Here is a 19130-nt window from a genome sequence, read left to right on the forward strand (position 1 = left end):
TAGACTCAGGCAGCAATGGTGTAAGGCTTCATCAATACCCCGGATTCTGCTTCAAAGCCGGATTGAGGTCGATTTCGGCCTGCGGGATCGGGAATAGTAACTCGAAATCCTGTACCGAAAAGTTCAGCTTCTGACTGGCATAGTGGGCGTTCAAAACGGTCTGGGCGCGTCCGGTGCGAACCAGATCGAACCAGCGATGGCCTTCAAACAGGAACTCTGTTCGCCGTTCGCGTTCCAGCGCCAGCCGGGTATCCGCTTGTGATAGTCCAGATAGCGCTGGTAACTTAGCCCGTTGGCGTACCTGATTCAGATAAGGCAGCGCATCGGCTGATTTACCTTGTTCATTCAACACTTCGGCATACATAAGCAACACATCGGCATAGCGGAGAATCGTGAACGAAACCGCACCGTCTGATAAGTCAACGGCTTTGAAATCAACGAATTTTAATCCGTAGCGGCTGTACGATTTCTTGCCGCCAATGAGGGTTACCGAGTCATTGACCGAAATGGCCTTGCGCACATCGCCCGATTCATAGGCTTTAATGACATCCAGCGTCGGCACGATCCGGCCCGATCCCTGCAAATTGTTCGGGAAGATGGCCATGCTTGTGATGGCTGGTGTGAACAGCGCCGAATAGTTGTTGCCCAGTGACTGCCCCGACAGATAATCTACTTCCAGAATCGTTTCGGCCAGATTCGTATTGCCGTTGGTCGACAGCGTTTTGTAATCGGCTACCAGCGAATAGTACTTCGAATCGATCACTTCCTTCAACTTCGTACCGGCCAGATCGTAGTTCTGTTGGGTCAGATACACTTTGCCGAGTAAGGCTTTCACGGTCATCTGCGAAGCGCGGGTTTTGTCGGCGTTTAGGGTGGCTGGCAGCAGGGTTTCGGCACTGGTCAGGTCGGCCAGAATCTGTTTGTAAACGTCCTCTTTAGGCTTCAGCGTCAGATCGGCCGAGGCTACCTGGGCCGGGCTGGTGAAAGTCGTGTTGGTGATCGGGACATTGCCGAATAGCCGCACCATGTAGAAATAGCTGAACGCCCGTAGAAACTGCGCTTCACCTTTTATCCGGTTCTTGGCCGTCTGATCGAAATTTACGGCATCGATCCGGTTCAGGATGTTTGAACTCTGCGCGATCGTATACAGGCACGTATTCCAGACGCCCCGAACAAAGGCGTTGGTTGGCGTAACCGCGTTCTGATCCATCTGCATCTCATCAGCCGAAGGCGACGACCACTGAATCTCGGTATTGTCGGTCGTTAGTTCGGTCATGTACAGGATGTTACTGGTGCTGTAGAGACCCCGGAAAGTACTGTACACACCCGTCAGCGCCGTTTCGAAGTCATTCTGATTCTGGTAAAAGCTCTGATCGCTGATCTGATAGGCTGGTTTCAGATTCAGAAAATCATGGCAGGAGGTTAACGTGGCCGTCAGGAAAAGTATGGCCAGGATTTTCGTTTTCATGAGATCTAAAGAGTGAAAGAGTGAAAGAGCGAAAGAGTGAAATTGGACGTCACGGGCCGCCCCGCACCGAAGTAGAGTGACTAACGATTTTTTCGCTCTTTCACTCTTTCGCTCATTTAAAAGGTCACACGCAGGCCAATTGTATACGTCCGGGGGTTCGGATAGGAGAAAAAGTCGACACCACTTTTTGCCAGATTGTCGCCACCTGTACTGCCTTCGGGGTCGTAGCCCGGATACTTGGTAAAGGTGTACAGATTCGTTACGTCGGCATAGACCGAGAGGGCCTGAAGTTTCAACTTGCCAATCACGGTTGAAGGGAAGGTGTAGGATAAATTCACATCCCGGATTCGGGTATAGGAGCCATCGAACAGGTATTTGGTCGTTCCAGCGCTGAAACCGAATGCATAGTCGTTGCGAATCGCCCGCGTGTAAAGGCCATCGCCCGGATTTTCCGGCGAGCGCCAGCGGTTGGCAATGGCGGCTAACTGGTTCTGCACACCTGCGTCGTTGAGCGAAACTTCACCCCCCTGAAAATAAATCTGGTTGCCGTACGAGCCATTCAGACTTACACTCAGGTTGAAGTTCTTAAAGCTGAATCGGTTGCCGAAACCCCAGGTAAACTTCGGCCAGGGTGTTCCGACGATGGTTTTGTCCGAAGTATTGATGGTTCCATTGCCATCCACATCCTGGTACTTGTAGTCACCGGGTTGGACGCGTGGGTTTTGGATCGGGCTTTTGCTGATCTCTTCCTGCGTTTGGAAAATGCCCAGAATATTCAGGAGCCGGAAGCTGGAGATGGCATAACCGACCTGCGCTACCTGATAGTCGGACGTCACAATTCGGGCGGCATCCGAGTTAAGAGCTGTGACTTTGTTTCGGTTCCAGCTAATGTTGAAATCGGTGTTCCACTGGAACGGCCCTTTCACAATATTCTGCGAATTGACGGTTAGCTCCAACCCTTTATTTTCGACCTCACCAATGTTCTGGACCGAACTGCCGAAACCTGAAGCCGCTGGCAACGTGACGTTTAGAAGCAGGTTCTTTTTATAAGCCCGATAGGCATCGATGGTGAATGACAGACGGTTCTGGAACAGCGAGAGGTCCAGGCCAAGGTTTGTTTGAACCGATTGTTCCCAGGTCAGTTGGTCATTGGCCAGACTGGTTGGAACGATACCGGAGACAATCTGTCCGTTCGATACCGTCCGCGATACACCCAGCAATCCCTGTGTAGCGTAGTTGGGAATCAGGTTGTTACCCGCGATGCCATAGCTTGCCCGGAGTTTCAGATCGCTGATAATCGAAATGGGTTTCATGAAGGCTTCGTCCGACAGCCGGTACGCCAGCGAGAGCGAAGGGAATGTACCCCATCGATTCTTGGAGCCAAACCGGGAACTGCCGTCGGTTCGAATGGTCGCCGTGAGCAGGTATTTGTTGGCGAAGCCGTAGTTGACCCGTGCCAGCCACGACATAATGGCCCATTCGCTTACGTAGTTGGTGCCGTTTGATACCGTTCCGGCCGAAAGGAAGGGAACATAGTCGGTCGAAAATCCCGTAGCGCCTGCCTGTAAAATCTCATCGGAGCTTTTCTGAATCGTATACCCTGCCAGTGCGTCAATATCGTGCTGTCCGAACTTATGGCGGTAGTTGATCGTGTTTTCGTTCAGCCAGTTCAGGCTCTTAATTTCAGTTGCCCCGGCAGTTGCTGCCCCCGTCCGACTCGTCGCCAGCCCTACCTTCGATGATTTCCACAAACGGGTAACGTTGTTGGAGTAATTGACGCCGACGGACGTTTTCAATACCAGCCCTGGCATTAGTTCGTATTGCAAATAGTTGTTTGTGAATACGTTGGAGTTATTACGTTTGTCCGAAAATTCGGCAGCGATCACCACCGGATTTTCGACAGGAATACCCGTCGGGCTGGAAAATTCAGAATAGGGCGTACCATCGGCATTGTACACCGGGATTGTCGGGTCGCTGGCGAGGGCTGCCGAAATCAGGCCCCGGTATTGCAGGTGTCCTTCGGCCCTGGCGAAATTGCCGTAAGAATGAGCACCCGAAAACGAAGCGCCGATTTTAAGTTTCTCGGTCAGGTGGGCGTCGATATTGGTGCGAAGGGTAAACTTGTTGAAATCGGAACCAATGATGATGCCTTTGTTCGTAAAATAGCCACCCGATACGTAATAGCTCACATCTTTCCCCGTTCCGCTGGCCGATAGCTGGTAGTTCTGCACCATGCCTTTCTGGAAAATAACGTCCTGCCAGTCGGTGCCGTAACCCTGATCGGCAAATTGGCTGGGGTTACGGAACTCGGGTTTTACCTGCGTGGCCGTGCTTCGAACGCTGTTAGGGTCCGACGCTTTTCCGCCAGCAAACACCCAGGCATTGTCGCGCCCTTCGGCTACGTATTCCGCGTATTGGCGAGGGGTGAGTAATTTCAGTTTCTTAGCCACCTCCTGCATACCCGTCGACTGCTCGAAGCTGATGGTGGGTTTGCCGAGTTTGCCCCGTTTGGTGGTAATAATGATGACCCCGTTGGAGCCGCGTGAACCGTAAATTGCCGTTGCCGATGCATCTTTCAATACCTGAATCGACTCAATATCAGCCGGATTGATAATGCTCAACGGATTAATCCGGTTGACCGAACTGCTGCTGGCAATCCCACTGGCCGAATACGAGTTGGATGCATAGTTGCTCAAATCCGACCCGCCACCGCCCGTACCAATGGCATAACCATCGACCACATATAACGGCGAGTTCCCACCTGTAATGGAGCTAATACCCCGCACAATCACGTTGACGTTTCCACCCGGTGCGCCCGAGGTTTGGGTAATCTGCACACCCGCTACTTTTCCCTGCATCATCTGATCGACGCTGGTGGCCGAGGGGACTGGCACCAGATCTTTACTGGTCAGATTGACGATAGAGCCCGTCAAATCCTTTTTTCGCTGGGTGCCATAACCCACTACCACCACATCCTGAAGTTGTTGCTGGTCGGTTTTAAGCGCTACATTGATTTGCGAACGATTGCCTACGGCGAGTTCCTGAGGAGCATAGCCGATGAAACTGACAACCAGCGTCGCATTGGGAGAAACGTTGATTAGGAAATTGCCGCTGGCGTCCGATGTAGTTCCATTGGTAGTTCCTTTTTCGGTTACGGTGGCTCCTACGAGAACGTCGCTGTCTTCTGACGCGGTGATTTTACCCCTAATCGTCACTTTGGCCGATTGGGCAACCCCAACCGTAACAGCCAATAGGCTCAGCATACTGCCAATCACTAAGAGTCGCAGTCGATGGAATAAAAAGTGGTCCATGAGTTAAAAATTAAGGTTTAAGAACGGTTGTAATGAATAATGGATCATGAATGAGCTTGTAAAGGGCTGCTTGTGTGGTATTCAAATAGGGCGCCACCCGACATTGTCCATTGTGCATTATCCATTATTCATTAGAAATAATGACTGATTCGACTTTGAGGTAGTCGGCGATTTTCTGGATGGTTTTGGCGTGGTGCCCGACACCCAGTGCGAAGTGGTGCGTTGGCCCTTCGCTAATCCAGCGTTTCAGGAAGGTGCGAACGTTGGGTTTGAAGAAGCCACGCGTATTGGTATTACCCGTTGGAGGAATTGGCCCGGCTATCGACTCGCCTTCGGCAATCACGAACTTCATTTTGCCCTCGTAGGTCGAACTGATGCTCAGCATGGTAATCGGTCCTTCCTTAATTTTGAATTCGACACCAGCGCCAAAACCGGGTTTGCCGTGGTATTTTTTCAGACTGCGCAATACTGGCTGGCCTTCTGCAATAGCAATGTTATGTGGTCCGTCGTGGCCGACCAGGACGAAATCTTCCTTGAAATCGACCGGGTGAAACTCCGCGAAGCTGCCGCCAATACCCAGTCGTTCCATGATGAGCATAGCAATACAGGTTTTCAGGTCTGATTCGCCACACATTGGAAAGCCAGCACCTTGCAAGAGGGAGTTGCCAACGATCAGATTCGACATCACGACCCGCGTGTCGCTGCCTTCCGGGCCATCATAGTAATAGGCCAGTCCATCGAGTTTTTTGGCTTTGATGAATTTTTCCAGCGCCACGGCCGCCTGGGCCGCAATGTGCAGATCGGAATCGCGGAGTTTTTCGGAAATAGGGTCCGAGACGGGATCGGGTGTGTCGAAATACGCCAGAATCCGCTCTTTAATCGCGTCAATTTCAGTCTCTGTTGCTTTCTGGTATTGCGAAACGATCTCATGTGCTTCGCACTGGACGATGTGTGCGCCAAAATGCGCCGTAAGCATGGTCGAATCGGAATGCATGTCGAGCATGGCTTCAATCGGGTGACCGATATGGCCGATCCGGGCGGTTTTCAGGTCATGCAATACAGTAGCGATCCGGCAGTATTCTTCAATGTCGGCATCGGCAGCCGGGTCGTCGTGTAACGTTCCGATGATCATCTGGGGTACTTTTTTTCCCATACGAACGGCTACGCCCGCAAACTCCGGCAGTGAACAGATATCGTCGTTGTACAATTGCATGTACGTGGAGGCCCGGCTGTAGTCCATCGCCTTATCGGGCTGGAGGGCTACCAGAACAATCGGAACATCGATACTTTTGATAATGATGCCAAACGTACTCGACGTAGCGTAGGTCAACATGTCGCAGAAGATCAGATCCAGATTGGCCGCCTGAAGTTTGAGAACCATCTCATACGCTTTCGATGCATCGTCAACAAGCCCCAGATCAATGATTTCGGCTGTATCGAGCGCTTCAATCTTGCTGATGAAAACGGCTTGTTTCCGCATCATGTCGTCCAGCAAGCCCTCGAATTGCCCCCAGTATTTGAAATAGCCTACGCCGAAAACCCCAATGCGAGGGCGTGTTTTCTTCCGTTTTACCCATTCTGCTTGCTGCACTGCCAAACCATTTGGAGATGGATTTTTCATAATATTCAGTTTTATGCCTTTGTATAATCAGCTTAGTGCACTAAGTTGATTTTGCGTGTAATGACCCTACACTTTTTCTGTCATCCCGACGCAGGAGGGATCTTAATCGTCCTGACATTCGAGATCCCTCCTGCGTCGGGACGACAAAAAGAGCCTAAGATATTTCGATAATCAGCGTGTTACCTGGACAAATTACCAACCATCATTGCCCAGGTTTACACACGCTGAACTACTGAAGGAAAAGAGTTTTATAACGTTTGTAATCAGTATCTTAACCCCCTATTTCGCTTAGCCCCTGTTTGTGGGCAACTCGTTTGGTTCCGAGCGACAGAGCTTCGATTCGGGGAATCAGTACGAGTAGCAGCACAAACGCAAATGGGTATAGCAAGCCCGAGGCAATCCATAACGGTCGGTACGAATATTGCTGAATCACAACACCCATCAACGGATTAAGCAGTAAACCCGAAACGGCCCCCGCTGTTCCCGACAGACCAACAACCGTAGAAGTCGCCTTCTGACCGAACATGTCCGAAATGGCTGTTATGTAATTGGTAATCCAGAAGCCATGCGCAAACATGAACACGGCCATTAAAGCAACAGCGACATTGACGGATGAAACCCACTCGATGGCTGGTGCTGCCAAAGTCAAAATGGCCGCAATGCCCATGACTGTTTTGCGGGCTTTATTGACTGAAAAATTAAAGGCAATCAGTTGTCCTGAAAACCACCCACCGAGCACGTTGGCAATGCCCAGCGCCAGAAACGGTATCCAGAAAAGGCTTCCAATTTGCTCGAAAGGTACATTTCGCACCGAACTCAGGTATTTCGGAATCCAGAACATCATGAAGTAGAAAACTGGATCGAGCAGAAAACGGATTATGATGAATACCCATGTTGCTTTCTGCTTGAGCAGTTGTAAAAAAGGAATTGTTTCGTGGGGCTCACTGGCTTTTTCGACAATCAGATTTTCTGTTTTCCAGGGAATGAATAACCAGATAATCACCCAGGCAATGCCAATCAGACCGGGTATTAAAAATCCTCCCCGCCAGCCGTAATTAGCCGATAGCCAGATGGTTAACGGTGGGGCTACGACCGCGCCAATGGCTGATCCGCCAATGGCTATACCATTGGCCAGGGCCCGTTCTTTTTTGTCGAACCAGCGATAGACTGTCCAGGCCGCGCCCGGAAAGCAACCGCCTTCGCCCATCCCCAGAAAGAACCGGAAGGTCAATAGCTGAGTAAACGAATTCATCACGGCATGAAGACTATTCGCTACCGACCATATGCCGACTGACAACGCCAGGCCGAGTTTTCCACCTACCCGGTCGATCAGCCAGCCGCCCAGCGTGAACATGATGGCGTAACTGATCAGAAAGCTGGTGTTGATCAGGCCATATTGAACGTCCGTAATCTTAAACTCTTCCTGAATTTTCAGAATAGCGATAGATAGCACCTGTCGGTCCAGAAAGCTGAGTCCTGTGGCTATAAAAAGCAGGAAAACAATCATCCAGCGCAGGTGCTTTTGCATTTTACTTAACGCACTAAGTTAGTGTATGCAAAGATATAAGCCTGAAAAAGAAAAAATCAACTGTTATGGTATTTTTTTTTAATCAAATAGAAATAATTTCATGGCTATAAAGGGTTGGCCTACCAGTCTGGTCCTGAAAAGCTGATCGGTTCAATAAACGGTTATATTGAGCCACAAAACCTGAAAAGACGATTCATTGCCCATGCTAACCAATCAACAAACAACTACGCAGACCCTCGATGCCGTATTGGGTGGCCTGATGCGACGATATAGTGAACGCGTTCCTGATGTACAGAAAGTCATCGATGCCATGATTGACGAAGGTATTATTGGAGCCGCTAGTGACATTGAAAATGACCACATTGCGTTTCGGACCATGGGTGTACCCAATCTGGGCATTGCGTCGTTCGAGAAGATTTTCCTGCATTACGGCTATGAAAAACGGGATGAGTTCAATTTCACCGGGAAAAAGTTGACCGCCTACTGGTTTAGCCCGCCCGAACCGCACTATCCGCGCATCTTCGTTAGTGAGTTGCGGGTACATGAGCTTTCGGAAGAAGCGCAACAGATTATTCATCGGTATACCAATACCGTTACCAGCGACCCGGTCGATGCATTGGATCTGGACGATGCGGCTGCGGTCGATCAGTTCCTGCACCAGCCACTCTGGACAACGCCCACGTTGCCGGATTACCAGCGGCTGCTGGACGAAAGCGAGTATGCTGCCTGGGTTATTTTCAACCGCTATTACCTGAATCATTTTACGATTAGTGTGCATAACCTTAAACCGGGCTATAATACCATCGATGAGTACGTAGCGTTTCTGGAACGACGGGGTTTTCGACTCAATACGGCCGGAGGAACCATCAAAGTTAGCCCCGACGGCGACCTGCGTCAGGCCTCAACGGTGGCCCAAATGATCGATGCTGAATTTGCGGGTGGCGACGTCTATCGGATTGCCGGGTCGTATGTTGAGTTTGCCGAACGTCGGGTGCTTCCCCCGTTTCGGGATTTGCCTGCCGATCAAATCACCCGTCAGCATCGACGCGAAGGTTTCGAGACGGGCAACGCCGACAAGATTTTTGAGAGTACATTCACAACACAAACTGGTAAGTAATTCATTGCTTACAAACCCTAAACCCTCATGAAACTCTCCTTTCTACTCGCTGGGCTGCTTTTGAACAGTCTGGTTTCGCTGGCGCAGAAGCCCGCGCCCGTCGGTATTCAGCTTTACAGTTTTCGGAATCAGTTTGCGAAAGATGTACCGGGAACGATGGCGAAGGTAAAGCAAATGGGATTTCGTGAGGCAGAGATAGCCGGAACCTACGGAATGAGTCTGGGCGATTTTCGCAAACTGCTGGATCTGAATGGCATAAAAGCCATCAGTACAGGTGCCAGTTTTGAGGATCTGGACTCAAATGTTCCGAAAGTACTGGCCGAGGCCAAGGCGTTAGGGGCGAAATATGTGGTCTGCACCTGGATCCCCCACGCTGGCGATCAGTTTATGGTTCATGATGCCGACCGGGCTATCGATGTGTTTAATACGGCCGGAAAACTTTTAGCTGAAAATGGCATTGCGCTGTGCTACCATAATCATGGCTACGAATTCCAAACCTATCAGGATGGTACCTTTTTCGATTACCTGGCCGATAACCTGGACCGTAAAGTAGTGAATTTTGAAATGGATGTGTTTTGGGTGAAATCGCCCGGTTACGATCCGGTTGCCTTGTTGCAGAAATACCCTAAACGGTTCGTTCTGATGCACCTGAAAGATCGTAAACCCGGCACTCCCGATAGCCAGACGGGCCATTCGGATATAGAATCGAATGTAACGCTGGGGCAGGGCGATGTAGGCATAGCCGCTCTGATGAAGCAGGCCAAAAAATCAGGTGTTAAGCACTTCTTTATTGAAGATGAATCGTCGCGTTCAATGGAGCAGGTGCCCCAAAGTGTAGCTTTTCTGGAAGGATTAAAATAAGCGATACAACCGCCCGGGCGGTTGTATCAGTTAAAGGCCTGAACCTGCCTGGCCAGTGTTTCAATATCTTCCGGTGTATGAAAGGCACTGATCACAATGCGGGTGTTGGCCCGGTCGGTGGCTGTCGGATAGGCAAACGAATAAATCAGAGTAGACTGATCAAGCAGGTACGGGTAGAGATCATCTCGTTTAGTAAAAAAGACTGGATAGCCCTCAGCATGATGGAAAATACCCGTGGGAAGTAGTAGTTTTTCGGCCAACGAAATGTTTTGACAAAGCCGTTGGAAGGCATCTGCATACAGGTTTTCGGCCCGAAGAAAAACATCGAGATAAGCGGGTGGCATGGGCGAACAGGCACCAAAAAAAGCAGTCTGCCGAATAGACTGGATTGTGTCGGCACTGCCCAGAACGACACCGCCCGGCAGTCCCATTGCCTTGGCCAGTGAAGCCGTAACCAGCAGATTCACATTAGATTTGTTGCAAAGCTGCGGCCAGATACCTCGTCCATTGTTTAATACGCCCAACCCATGCGAATCGTCGACGACCAGTGTAATCGGATGGTCGTTGGGTAAGGCATCAATCCACTCGAAGGGGTAATAGTCGGAGCAAACAGCATCGAGCGAGTTGGTCAGAATAGCAATTGGGCCGGGAGGAGTTGCGCGTACCTGTTCGGGTAATTGTGTGGCCCAGTCGTTGAACGACACACTTGGTAACGCAACGGCTGGCTCGTGCCAGATAGCCGGGTGAGCATTGGGCGCATAAATGAACGTAACACCCTGTCGGCGAAGCCAGTTCATGATTACCTGACCCGCCATCATACCCGACGATAGGGTTAGGGCTATCGGTGACGCTACCAACCCTGCCGACACCACCGATGCTAGTCTGGCTTCGGCCTGTTCGTAAATGCTCAGACGCAGGTTGCCATTTCGTGAACTGCCAAAAACAGTGCCGTACCGAAGAATAGCTTCCTGCATAAGGTGCTGGAAGTCTTCGCGTTGGGGTAGCCCGAGGTAAGCTGTTCCGCTGAAGAATAAATAGTCCTGACTGTTGTAACGAATCGTCCGGTTGGGCAGGTGATCGATGTCAAAAAATGGGTTCATTTTGCTACGATCATTCCTGGTCATTAAGTAATCGCACGCCAGTTCCATTTTCTGTGGCGTAAACAACCTGCCCATACTTGAACGTAACACCCATAGCGGGGTCGTTGGCAATGAGCATAGCGCCATCCAGATCGGCATAATCCAGTAAGGGAAGCAATTGCGCAATGGCCGAAATACCGACACTTGATTCGGTCATGCAGCCAACCATCACCTGTAAGCCCAGTTCCCGAGCGCGGCTAATCATGCGTCGGGCGGGCGTGATGCCACCGCATTTGGTGAGTTTGATGTTTACACCATGAAAATACCCGGCACAGCGGTCAACGTCGCTTTCGATAATGCAGCTTTCATCGGCAATAACGGGCAGGGCGCTTTGCTTATAAACGCGCTTAGCTCCTTCCCAGTCAGCAGCCGGAAGGGGTTGCTCGATAAACTCAACGTTCAGGTCCTTGAGGAGTCTGGATTTGGCGATGGCTTCGTCGGCGCTCCAGCCACAGTTGGCATCGACCCGAAACAAGGCATCGGTATGTTGCCGTAATGTCTGTACCAGACGAATATCCTCGTCGGGACGGCCCAGCTTTATTTTATAGAGCGGCCAGGGGCGTTCCTGCATCTTTTCGACCATTCGCTGGGGCGTGTCGAGGCCAATGGTATAGTCGGTAACCGGGCTACTGGCAGGATCAAGATCCCAGAGTTTGTAAAGCGGTTGGCCCCGGCGTTTTCCCCATAAATCCCAGGCCGCCTGGTCGAGCGCACACAGGGCAAACGGATGTTGCTCCAGATGAGGGTACATATCGGCCCAGAACTGTTCGGGCGTGGCCAGCTCGTATGCTTCGATCGGCTCACGGATGGCTTCCAGGGCGGCAATCATACCATCTATCGTAATACCGTAATACTTGGTAGCCGTAGCCTCGCCAAAGCCACGATGATCGCCATCCCGAAGTTCAACGATCAGGGAGGGTTGTACATCACGGCTATCGTGGGCAATGGTAAATGTATGATTCAGGCGCAGGTCGACCCGATGAACATGCAATTGCATTCGTGTGAAGGATTTTCGCAAAGATAGCGAAGTGAGGGAAGGGTTGAGGGGGTAATAGGTTAAGTGTGTAATTGAGCGAACGCTCCAATCACAAGTCAATCAGGCCATATTTGACCGCTTTAATAGCCATACTAACTCGATTTTTGACATTCATTTTTTGGAAAACCGCTTCCCGATAGCCGTCAACCGTTCGAGGGCTAACAGACATTCTGTCGGCTATGTCGTTGTAAGTCAGGTCGCTACAGGCAAGTTTTAAGAACTCGTACTCGCGCTCATTAAGATTGAAAACTGAAATGGTGCCATTGCTGCTGGGGCCGGTCAGATTTCGAATCAGTTGCGTAGTAAAGTATTCAGAGTAGTAGAACCCTTTAGTCATAATCTCATTCAACGCCAGATTCAACTCGCTGGGTCGACACCCCTTCAGCAAGTAGCCTCGGGCGCCATTCCGCACCATTCGGATAAGGTGATCTTCCCGGTCGTTCATCGAAAGAACCAGAACACGTACGGTTGGATACCGTTGTCGGAGTTGACTAGCGGTTTCGAAACCGTCCATTTCGGGCATGTTGATGTCTAGTAATACAATGTCAGGTAATTGAGAACTATGCTCTAATTTTTCAAGCAGATCGCGGCCATTTTCTGCCACCAGTAACACATCATAATTGTCGAACTTTTTAATTAAATCAGCTAAAGCGGCTGCTACCAGATAATGATCGTCGGCAATGGCGATATAAGCAGGCATAATTTCGTAACGTATAAGTTAATTGGGTACTAAGCTAAAGACTGAGCTGTCTTACCCATTTTTTGGGGCTAAAAGTATACGTATGAGGCCAGTACAGGCTTTCTATTTAGTAAATTAGTTAAAATTTTATTTACTATTTTGTTTACTATGTAAATAGTCTAGTTGATAAGCTAGATAGGCTGAATACGAGGCATACTAATTTCGATTCGAGTGCCGACTCCAGGCTGGCTGATGATTTGGCAATCACCGCCAAATAAACCGGCACGACGGTACAAATTGTTGAGCCCGGCACCTGCTTCAGTCAGTGGCCGATTCATAACTTCATCGACCTGAAATCCCCGTCCATCGTCGGCAATGCTGAGTAAAAACTTGTCTGGTTTATACTCAGCCCTGATCTTGATGGTACGTGCCCTGGCATGTTTGAGCGCATTGTTGAGCGATTCCTGAGTCATCCGTAGAAGCACCGTTTCGACCTGTTCCCCGAGCGAATACGAATTGCCCAGGGGAATCAACTGCGTTTGTATTTTACCGACCCGCTGAATCCGATCAAGTTCAAACTGTAGGCTGGGGAGAAGGCCAAATCGGTTAACGGTATCATGATCGAGGGTTTTGGAAAGTGCACGGACTTCAGTGATAATCGAGTTTACTAAATCGCGGGTTTGCTGAATTGAAGGCTGGAGGTCTGAATGCTCGGTTTCATCTTCGAGCGCGTTCAGACGCATGAGAGTCACGGTGAGCAATTGCCCAATATTATCGTGCAAATCATGGCCAACTTGCTGCAGGGTTTGATTTTGTATTTCAAGTTGGGATTGGAGCAGTTCGCGCTGATGTAGGTTTCGGGTTTGCTCCTGTTCGGTCAGGTATCGGATGTACTGCCGACGATGCATGAACAGGAACAAAATAGGTGCCCCGGAAATGAGTAGCAAAAAAATAGTAGCTATACTAACGATGGCGATTTCTCCGGTGAGGTCTTGCATCGGAAACCGATAAAAAAATAAATGCACATAATCAGGAAAACCACATTATGAATCCTCCAGATGATGCTAATGTTTGATGGTTGTAGGTAGGTAAGCGTACGATAGGTCAGAAAAATAAAGAAATTACTCGTATAGTAGGTAAAAATTCCATTTACATACCAAAAATCCCGTACGGTCAGGATATCTTCCTGGGGTTTTGTGGCTAACTGACGTGCATAATAAATCAGGCAGGCCAGGGTTATAAGCAGGCTAACGATCCCAAATGAAGTACTATCGAAAAAGGCTATCGTCCGGGATGTTTGCAGCGTTTCGACCAAGCTCCATTGAATGGGTATAATCAGTGCAGAAATGAGCCAGCTGAGCCGCCGGGACCCGTAAATTTTGGAAAAATATTGGGAGAGTATAAAATAAGACCAGGCAAAATTGAGGGAATAAACAAATAGATTATCAAATATCAATTCATTTAACAGGTTAGCGTACCCATTAAAAAAGAACTGACACGCCAGATAATATAGAATAAAATCCCTCCTTATCCGACCGATTGTAACAAAGGCTACAATTAGCAGTAGGAAAGGAGGGACCGTGTCCAGATAATCAATGAATTTTCGTATAAAATGCCACATAGTTGGCTGAACAAGCTCAGCAATTTACGACAATAATTGCCGATTAATCGCAGCCGGGTGGTCTTGGGCAACCGTCGATCTCGGATGTTGGATCGGCAACGGGTTGACCCGGTTGTTCGCAAAAGGCCGTTACACGAGCTGGAAATGCATTGCCCACTTTATAGTCAAATTTTAGCCTGACTACCACATTGCCTTCATCGGGAATGGGGGATTCGTTTATGAAATTTTTAAGCTCAGATTTCTTAAAAACAAATTCCAGCATGGGCGTAAGAAGTTAGATGTGAAATAAACCAAGTAACTATGTGTGTACTTATTGTAAGTGTGCTGCCTAATTAGTCTCTTTTTAGATATGTTTTTATACAAAAGACGCTAAATTGATTTACTTCAGAAAGGGGAATTTTCCCGTATTCAATACCGTATTTTTCTCGTTTGATAATGGGGGTATTTCCCCTACTTATTTAGTAGGATATCTATCATATTTGTTGAGCTTTCCTCCTCTATCACGTCATCACCTTCCTGGTTAATGAGATTGTGCCGGATTCTGTCCGGCTTTTTTTTGCCCTCGCATCGCTTCTACACATTGGGTTATCTGAAACTCGTTTGTTAAGTTATTGATATACAGCAAATTGTAAAATTTTTTAATTTGCCTCAATCCAAGTTTACCCTTGTTTGCGTAAGTCTGCCTGTTGTCGACACACAATAATTTTTCAAAACACATCAACCAAGTCAAACAACAATGAAGACGCTTAAAATCGCATTTGCTATACTCAGCTTAGTAGCTGTTAGTCAGGTTTCATTTGCTCAAGAGAAAACAGTAACGGTGGGTGGAGCTCCCATGTATCCTTCCAAAAACATCATTGAGAACGCCGTTAATTCGAAAGATCACACGACACTTGTAGCCGCCGTAAAAGCGGCTGGCCTGGTCGAAACCTTATCCGGTCCTGGTCCATTCACGGTATTTGCCCCTACCAACAAAGCATTCGATAAACTGCCAAAGGGTACGGTTGAAACACTGGTGAAACCCGAAAACAAACAAACGCTGACAGGCATTCTGACCTACCACGTTGTATCGGGCCGTATGAGCGCCCAGGATCTGATGGACGCCATTAAAGCAGGCGGTGGCAAAGCGACCCTGAAAACGGTGGCGGGTGGTACACTGACCGCTATGCAGAAAGGGAAGAAAATTGAACTGACCGACGCAAAAGGCGGTATGGCAACGGTAACCATTCCTGACGTTTTCCAGTCGAATGGGGTCATTCACGTAATCGATACGGTGCTGATGCCGTAAGCAATGGAGGCTGGCCAGGTTCCGATTTAGTTTTTAGAAGCTGGATCGAGCCTGGTCAGCATTACCTTTTCAGGTTTTGTATCAATTCGGCCAGATGCATTTTTACCATATTGATGCGAGTCTGATAAAGGTAATCATCGGCGGAGAGTAATCGGGTTCGATGTAGATTGGGCGAATGCAAGTACGCTGACGCATAGCGATACATTAGTGCATCGACCTGCTTTAGTGACCTGGAAAGATCGAAGTTGAGCGATGAGTTGATGCTCACCACTTTTTGAGCAGCCGCGTTACCTTCTTCAGTTGGAATGCGTTGATAATCGACCGAAAGCGTATTCGTGAATAGATCCTGATCGCCGTAGAGCACCCGCCCATTCACTATCGTACACCGGACCGAACGGTCATCCTGAGTAAGTAAGGCACTCAGAGCAGGTTGCTGCGGAGTTTGTTTCTGTAGAATAAAGAAGTCAGCGTTGTAGCCAGTTTGAATGCGTCCGGCCGGTATGCTACCTAAAGCCAATGCCGGATTTTGGGTTACCATAGCGAGCAACTGAGTATCGGTAACCGCCAGCCCGACCGCATCGCAGAAATGACGGGCAAATTTCAGTTCATCCCAAACGTGTTTACTGCCACTCGGCGCCCAGTCCGATCCCAGACAGACATTGATGCCTTGGTCGAGCAGCGTTTTTACCGGAATAGTATCACGATACAGAATCAGGTTCGATACCGGCGACCAGACGATACTGATGTAATTGTCGCGCAAAAAAGCAATCGTCGATGGATCTGAATAATCCAGCCCACAAGCGTGGGTGAGTGTCAGATGAGCCGTTTTCAAGGCGTCTTTATTAGAAAGGCTGGCAAGTGCCTGACGAAATGCAGAAAACTCTCGTCGGCTAAATCCATCCGGTTTGCCTGGTTGCAGATACCCCGCACGGCCTTCGGCAATATGGGCAATAGACGCATAGTATCGATTGTTGCCCTGCTGCACGGAAGTCAGAAAATCATTGAAGCTCGTATGGCGCATCATTGGCCAGGCCGATGTATTTTCCTGAGCGCGTATAGGGCTGCCCGGTGGGTCGAAATTAGGCCCCGGCCTGACGAAATCAACTACCGAAAAAACTTTTTTGGTGATTGGCAGGCCAAGTTCGGCTGCGGCCCCTGTGTTGCGGATGATAAAGTTCGGCAAGCTCGCATTCGTTTCCAGCTTGATGGTTTGCTGGGCCAGGGTCGTACCACCGGCCACGGCCTGTAATTCAGTGATAACCCCGTGCATTTTCTGAACTTCGCTGATGGCCGACGCCAGCATAACAGGGGTTAGTATAGTGCTTTTTTTCTCTTTTAGGGTTTGAATGAATGGCCGGGTAAAATCCAGATAATCCGTTACCCAATTGGCTTCGACGTACTCTTTGAAGCTTTTGATGTCACGCAGATACTGTTCGTTATTCCGCCATTGAAAACGATTGCTCCAGACTGCCGGACTTTGCCAGAGCGGGAAAATATTGTATTCCGAATGAACGTGTAAGTTGATGAGTCCCGGAAATAGTACCTCATGATCCGCGAGTTCGAGAACGATCAGATCGGGCAGTGAGAACGGCACCTTGCCTGGCTGAATCGCTGTGATTCGCCCGCCCTGGACCAGAATCGTCTGAAGTGATTCGTGCCCCTGCGAATCGACAACATTCCCAATAAGGCATAGGGGGCGCCCTGACGAAGCAATCATAACAGAGTAGAATGAGGTATATTATTGCGAATTTCAGGAATTATCTGCTGTTTTATATGGTATAAAGAGGTAATTATACTAGATTATTGGTATTGGTCGTCTGGTTGCCGTACATTCGCTAATGTACATACTGATACGGCCTCTTTCAATGACTACCCAACATAAACCTACATTCACGAAGATAGCCCAGCGAAATCTATTGGCTGTTATGCCATTTCTATCATGGGTATGCTGGCTTGCATTAACGCTGATTTCAGGTAACCTATCCGCCCAAAAGCTGACAGCCGCCAAAATGGATGCGCTGGTCGATAAGCGGATGTGGCCTGCCATCGACGAACTTAGCGAATATGTGGCACTTCCCAACGATGCCATCAATCCAGCTGACATCACGAAAAATATAGCCTGGACCGAGAGAGCATTCACGAAGCGCGGCTTTCAGACCCGTGTGCTGCAAACGAATAGCTTGCCGGTGGTGTTGGCCGAAAAAACATTCCCCAAAGCAACAAAGACCGTTCTGTTCTATTTCCACCTGGATGGACAGCCGGTACGGGCGAATGAATGGAATCAGAAAGATCCGTTTGTTACTGTGCTGAAGGAGAAAGACGGGTCTGGTCAGTACAAAGCGCTGGCTGGTGATCTCCCCAAAACGACGGTCAACGATGAATGGCGATTGTTTGGTCGCTCCACCTCCGACGATAAAGGACCAATCATTATGCTGCTGACCGCCCTCGACATTGTTCAGGCAGAAGGCAAAACGCCACCTTATCATGTGAAGGTGATTATTGATACGGAGGAAGAAAAAGGATCTTCCGGGCTAAAAGGCGCGTTGGCTGCTCATAAGGACAAGCTGCGGACCGATTATATGATTGTGATGGACGGCCCGATGCATTCATCGAATATTCCAACGCTAACGTTTGGATGTCGGGGAAATGCTGGATTTACCATAACGACCTACGGCCCCATTACGCAGCAGCACAGTGGTCATTTTGGTAATTATGCGCCGAATCCGGCTTTTCGGCTGGCTCGGTTGATTACGTCGATGAAGGATGAGCAGGGGAGGGCGCTGATTCCGGGTTTCTACGATGGTATTTCGTTCGACGAAGCAACCCAGAAGATCATGGCTGCCGTACCCGATAAAAAGGAGGAAATCAATAAAACCCTGCTGATTGCCGATGAGGAAAAAGTAGGGCATAATTATCAGGAATCATTGCAGTATCCATCGCTCAATATTCGGGGTATGAAAGCCGCCGTAGTAGGGAAAGGTTCCGGTACCGTTATACCGGAGGAGGCCGTTGCCAGTTTCGATATTCGGCTGGTACCCGAAACCGACGGCCAGCGGATGATCGATCTGGTTCGGAAGCATATTGAGAAGCAGGGCTTTACCGTACTGGACCATGCTCCGACGCCCGAAGAACGGTTAACGTATTCCCAAATCGTTTTTTTTTGAAGGAAGTGCCGGTACGCCCGCTTTCCGAACGAACATTAACGAGCCCATGGGTGTTTGGTTGCGTAAAGCGATCACCGAAAACGTTGGTAAAGACCCGGTAATAATTCGGATGATGGGCGGAACTGTACCTGTAGTACCGTTCATTCAGGAGTTGAACGTACCCGCCGTGTTGGTTCCCTTGGTGAATATGGACAATAACCAGCATAGCCCGAATGAAAACCTGCGGCTCGGTAATTTACGGACAGGTATTAAAACCTGTCTGGCTATTTTAAATACGCCGTTGTGAGGATGGATCGA

At 49.2% G+C, this 19130-nt stretch carries 15 protein-coding genes; 5 read left to right on the forward strand and 10 right to left on the reverse strand.

Annotation, left to right across the window (positions count from 1 at the left end; translation table 11 throughout):
- Nucleotides 1-31: 31 nt before the first annotated feature.
- The 4 genes from B5M13_RS07600 to B5M13_RS07615 all read right to left on the reverse strand — a co-directional run bounded on the left by B5M13_RS07600 (nt 32) and on the right by B5M13_RS07615 (nt 7928).
- Entirely contained in the window at nt 32-1468 is a 1437-nt protein-coding gene (locus B5M13_RS07600; protein ID WP_080055106.1) for a RagB/SusD family nutrient uptake outer membrane protein, read from the reverse strand.
- A 116-nt stretch (nt 1469-1584) separates the two neighbouring features.
- The gene (locus B5M13_RS07605; RefSeq protein ID WP_080055107.1) at nt 1585-4779 is read right to left on the reverse strand and encodes a SusC/RagA family TonB-linked outer membrane protein; all 3195 of its coding nucleotides are present in this window, start codon (nt 4777-4779) and stop codon (nt 1585-1587) included.
- Nucleotides 4780-4903: 124 nt separating this feature from the next.
- Nucleotides 4904-6400, reverse strand: a complete 1497-nt coding sequence (locus tag B5M13_RS07610) for an L-fucose/L-arabinose isomerase family protein (RefSeq protein WP_080055108.1) — start codon at nt 6398-6400, stop codon at nt 4904-4906.
- A gap of 271 nt (nt 6401-6671) precedes the next feature.
- The gene (locus B5M13_RS07615; protein ID WP_080055109.1) at nt 6672-7928 is read right to left on the reverse strand and encodes an MFS transporter; all 1257 of its coding nucleotides are present in this window, start codon (nt 7926-7928) and stop codon (nt 6672-6674) included.
- A 202-nt stretch (nt 7929-8130) separates the two neighbouring features.
- Between B5M13_RS07615 and B5M13_RS07620 the strand changes: the two genes are divergently transcribed.
- Entirely contained in the window at nt 8131-9045 is a 915-nt protein-coding gene (locus B5M13_RS07620) for a DUF1338 domain-containing protein (RefSeq protein ID WP_080055110.1), read from the forward strand.
- 27 nt (nt 9046-9072) lie between these two features.
- On the forward strand, nt 9073-9906 hold the full coding sequence (locus B5M13_RS07625; RefSeq protein ID WP_080055111.1) for a sugar phosphate isomerase/epimerase family protein: 834 nt from the start codon (nt 9073-9075) through the stop codon (nt 9904-9906).
- A 26-nt stretch (nt 9907-9932) separates the two neighbouring features.
- On the opposite strand, the gene B5M13_RS07630 is transcribed toward B5M13_RS07625, so the two are convergent.
- The 5 genes from B5M13_RS07630 to B5M13_RS07655 form a co-directional block, all read right to left on the reverse strand.
- Nucleotides 9933-11006, reverse strand: a complete 1074-nt coding sequence (locus B5M13_RS07630) for an aminotransferase class I/II-fold pyridoxal phosphate-dependent enzyme (protein WP_080059837.1) — start codon at nt 11004-11006, stop codon at nt 9933-9935.
- A 10-nt stretch (nt 11007-11016) separates the two neighbouring features.
- Nucleotides 11017-12042, reverse strand: a complete 1026-nt coding sequence (locus tag B5M13_RS07635; protein ID WP_080055112.1) for a dipeptide epimerase — start codon at nt 12040-12042, stop codon at nt 11017-11019.
- A gap of 88 nt (nt 12043-12130) precedes the next feature.
- Complete coding sequence (locus B5M13_RS07640; RefSeq protein ID WP_080055113.1) at nt 12131-12781, reverse strand: response regulator transcription factor; 651 nt, start codon at nt 12779-12781, stop codon at nt 12131-12133.
- Nucleotides 12782-12951: 170 nt separating this feature from the next.
- The gene (locus tag B5M13_RS07645) at nt 12952-13758 is read right to left on the reverse strand and encodes a sensor histidine kinase (RefSeq protein WP_080055114.1); all 807 of its coding nucleotides are present in this window, start codon (nt 13756-13758) and stop codon (nt 12952-12954) included.
- Between the two features lie 666 nt (nt 13759-14424).
- On the reverse strand, nt 14425-14643 hold the full coding sequence (locus tag B5M13_RS07655) for a hypothetical protein (protein WP_080055116.1): 219 nt from the start codon (nt 14641-14643) through the stop codon (nt 14425-14427).
- 474 nt (nt 14644-15117) lie between these two features.
- Between B5M13_RS07655 and B5M13_RS07665 the strand changes: the two genes are divergently transcribed.
- Nucleotides 15118-15669, forward strand: coding sequence for a fasciclin domain-containing protein (locus B5M13_RS07665; RefSeq protein ID WP_080055118.1), 552 nt, complete (start codon nt 15118-15120; stop codon nt 15667-15669).
- A 61-nt stretch (nt 15670-15730) separates the two neighbouring features.
- Here the strand turns inward: B5M13_RS07665 and B5M13_RS07670 are convergent, their stop codons facing one another.
- Complete coding sequence (locus B5M13_RS07670) at nt 15731-17386, reverse strand: amidohydrolase family protein (RefSeq protein ID WP_080055119.1); 1656 nt, start codon at nt 17384-17386, stop codon at nt 15731-15733.
- A gap of 148 nt (nt 17387-17534) precedes the next feature.
- Between B5M13_RS07670 and B5M13_RS07675 the strand changes: the two genes are divergently transcribed.
- Nucleotides 17535-18833: a M20/M25/M40 family metallo-hydrolase gene (locus tag B5M13_RS07675; protein WP_245859832.1), complete on the forward strand. Its 1299-nt coding sequence runs from the start codon at nt 17535-17537 to the stop codon at nt 18831-18833.
- 46 nt (nt 18834-18879) lie between these two features.
- Nucleotides 18880-19119, forward strand: a complete 240-nt coding sequence (locus B5M13_RS34025) for a hypothetical protein (protein ID WP_245859834.1) — start codon at nt 18880-18882, stop codon at nt 19117-19119.
- Nucleotides 19120-19130: the final 11 nt, after the last annotated feature.

The sequence above is a fragment of the Spirosoma aerolatum genome, from assembly GCF_002056795.1.
Classification (GTDB): domain Bacteria; phylum Bacteroidota; class Bacteroidia; order Cytophagales; family Spirosomataceae; genus Spirosoma; species Spirosoma aerolatum.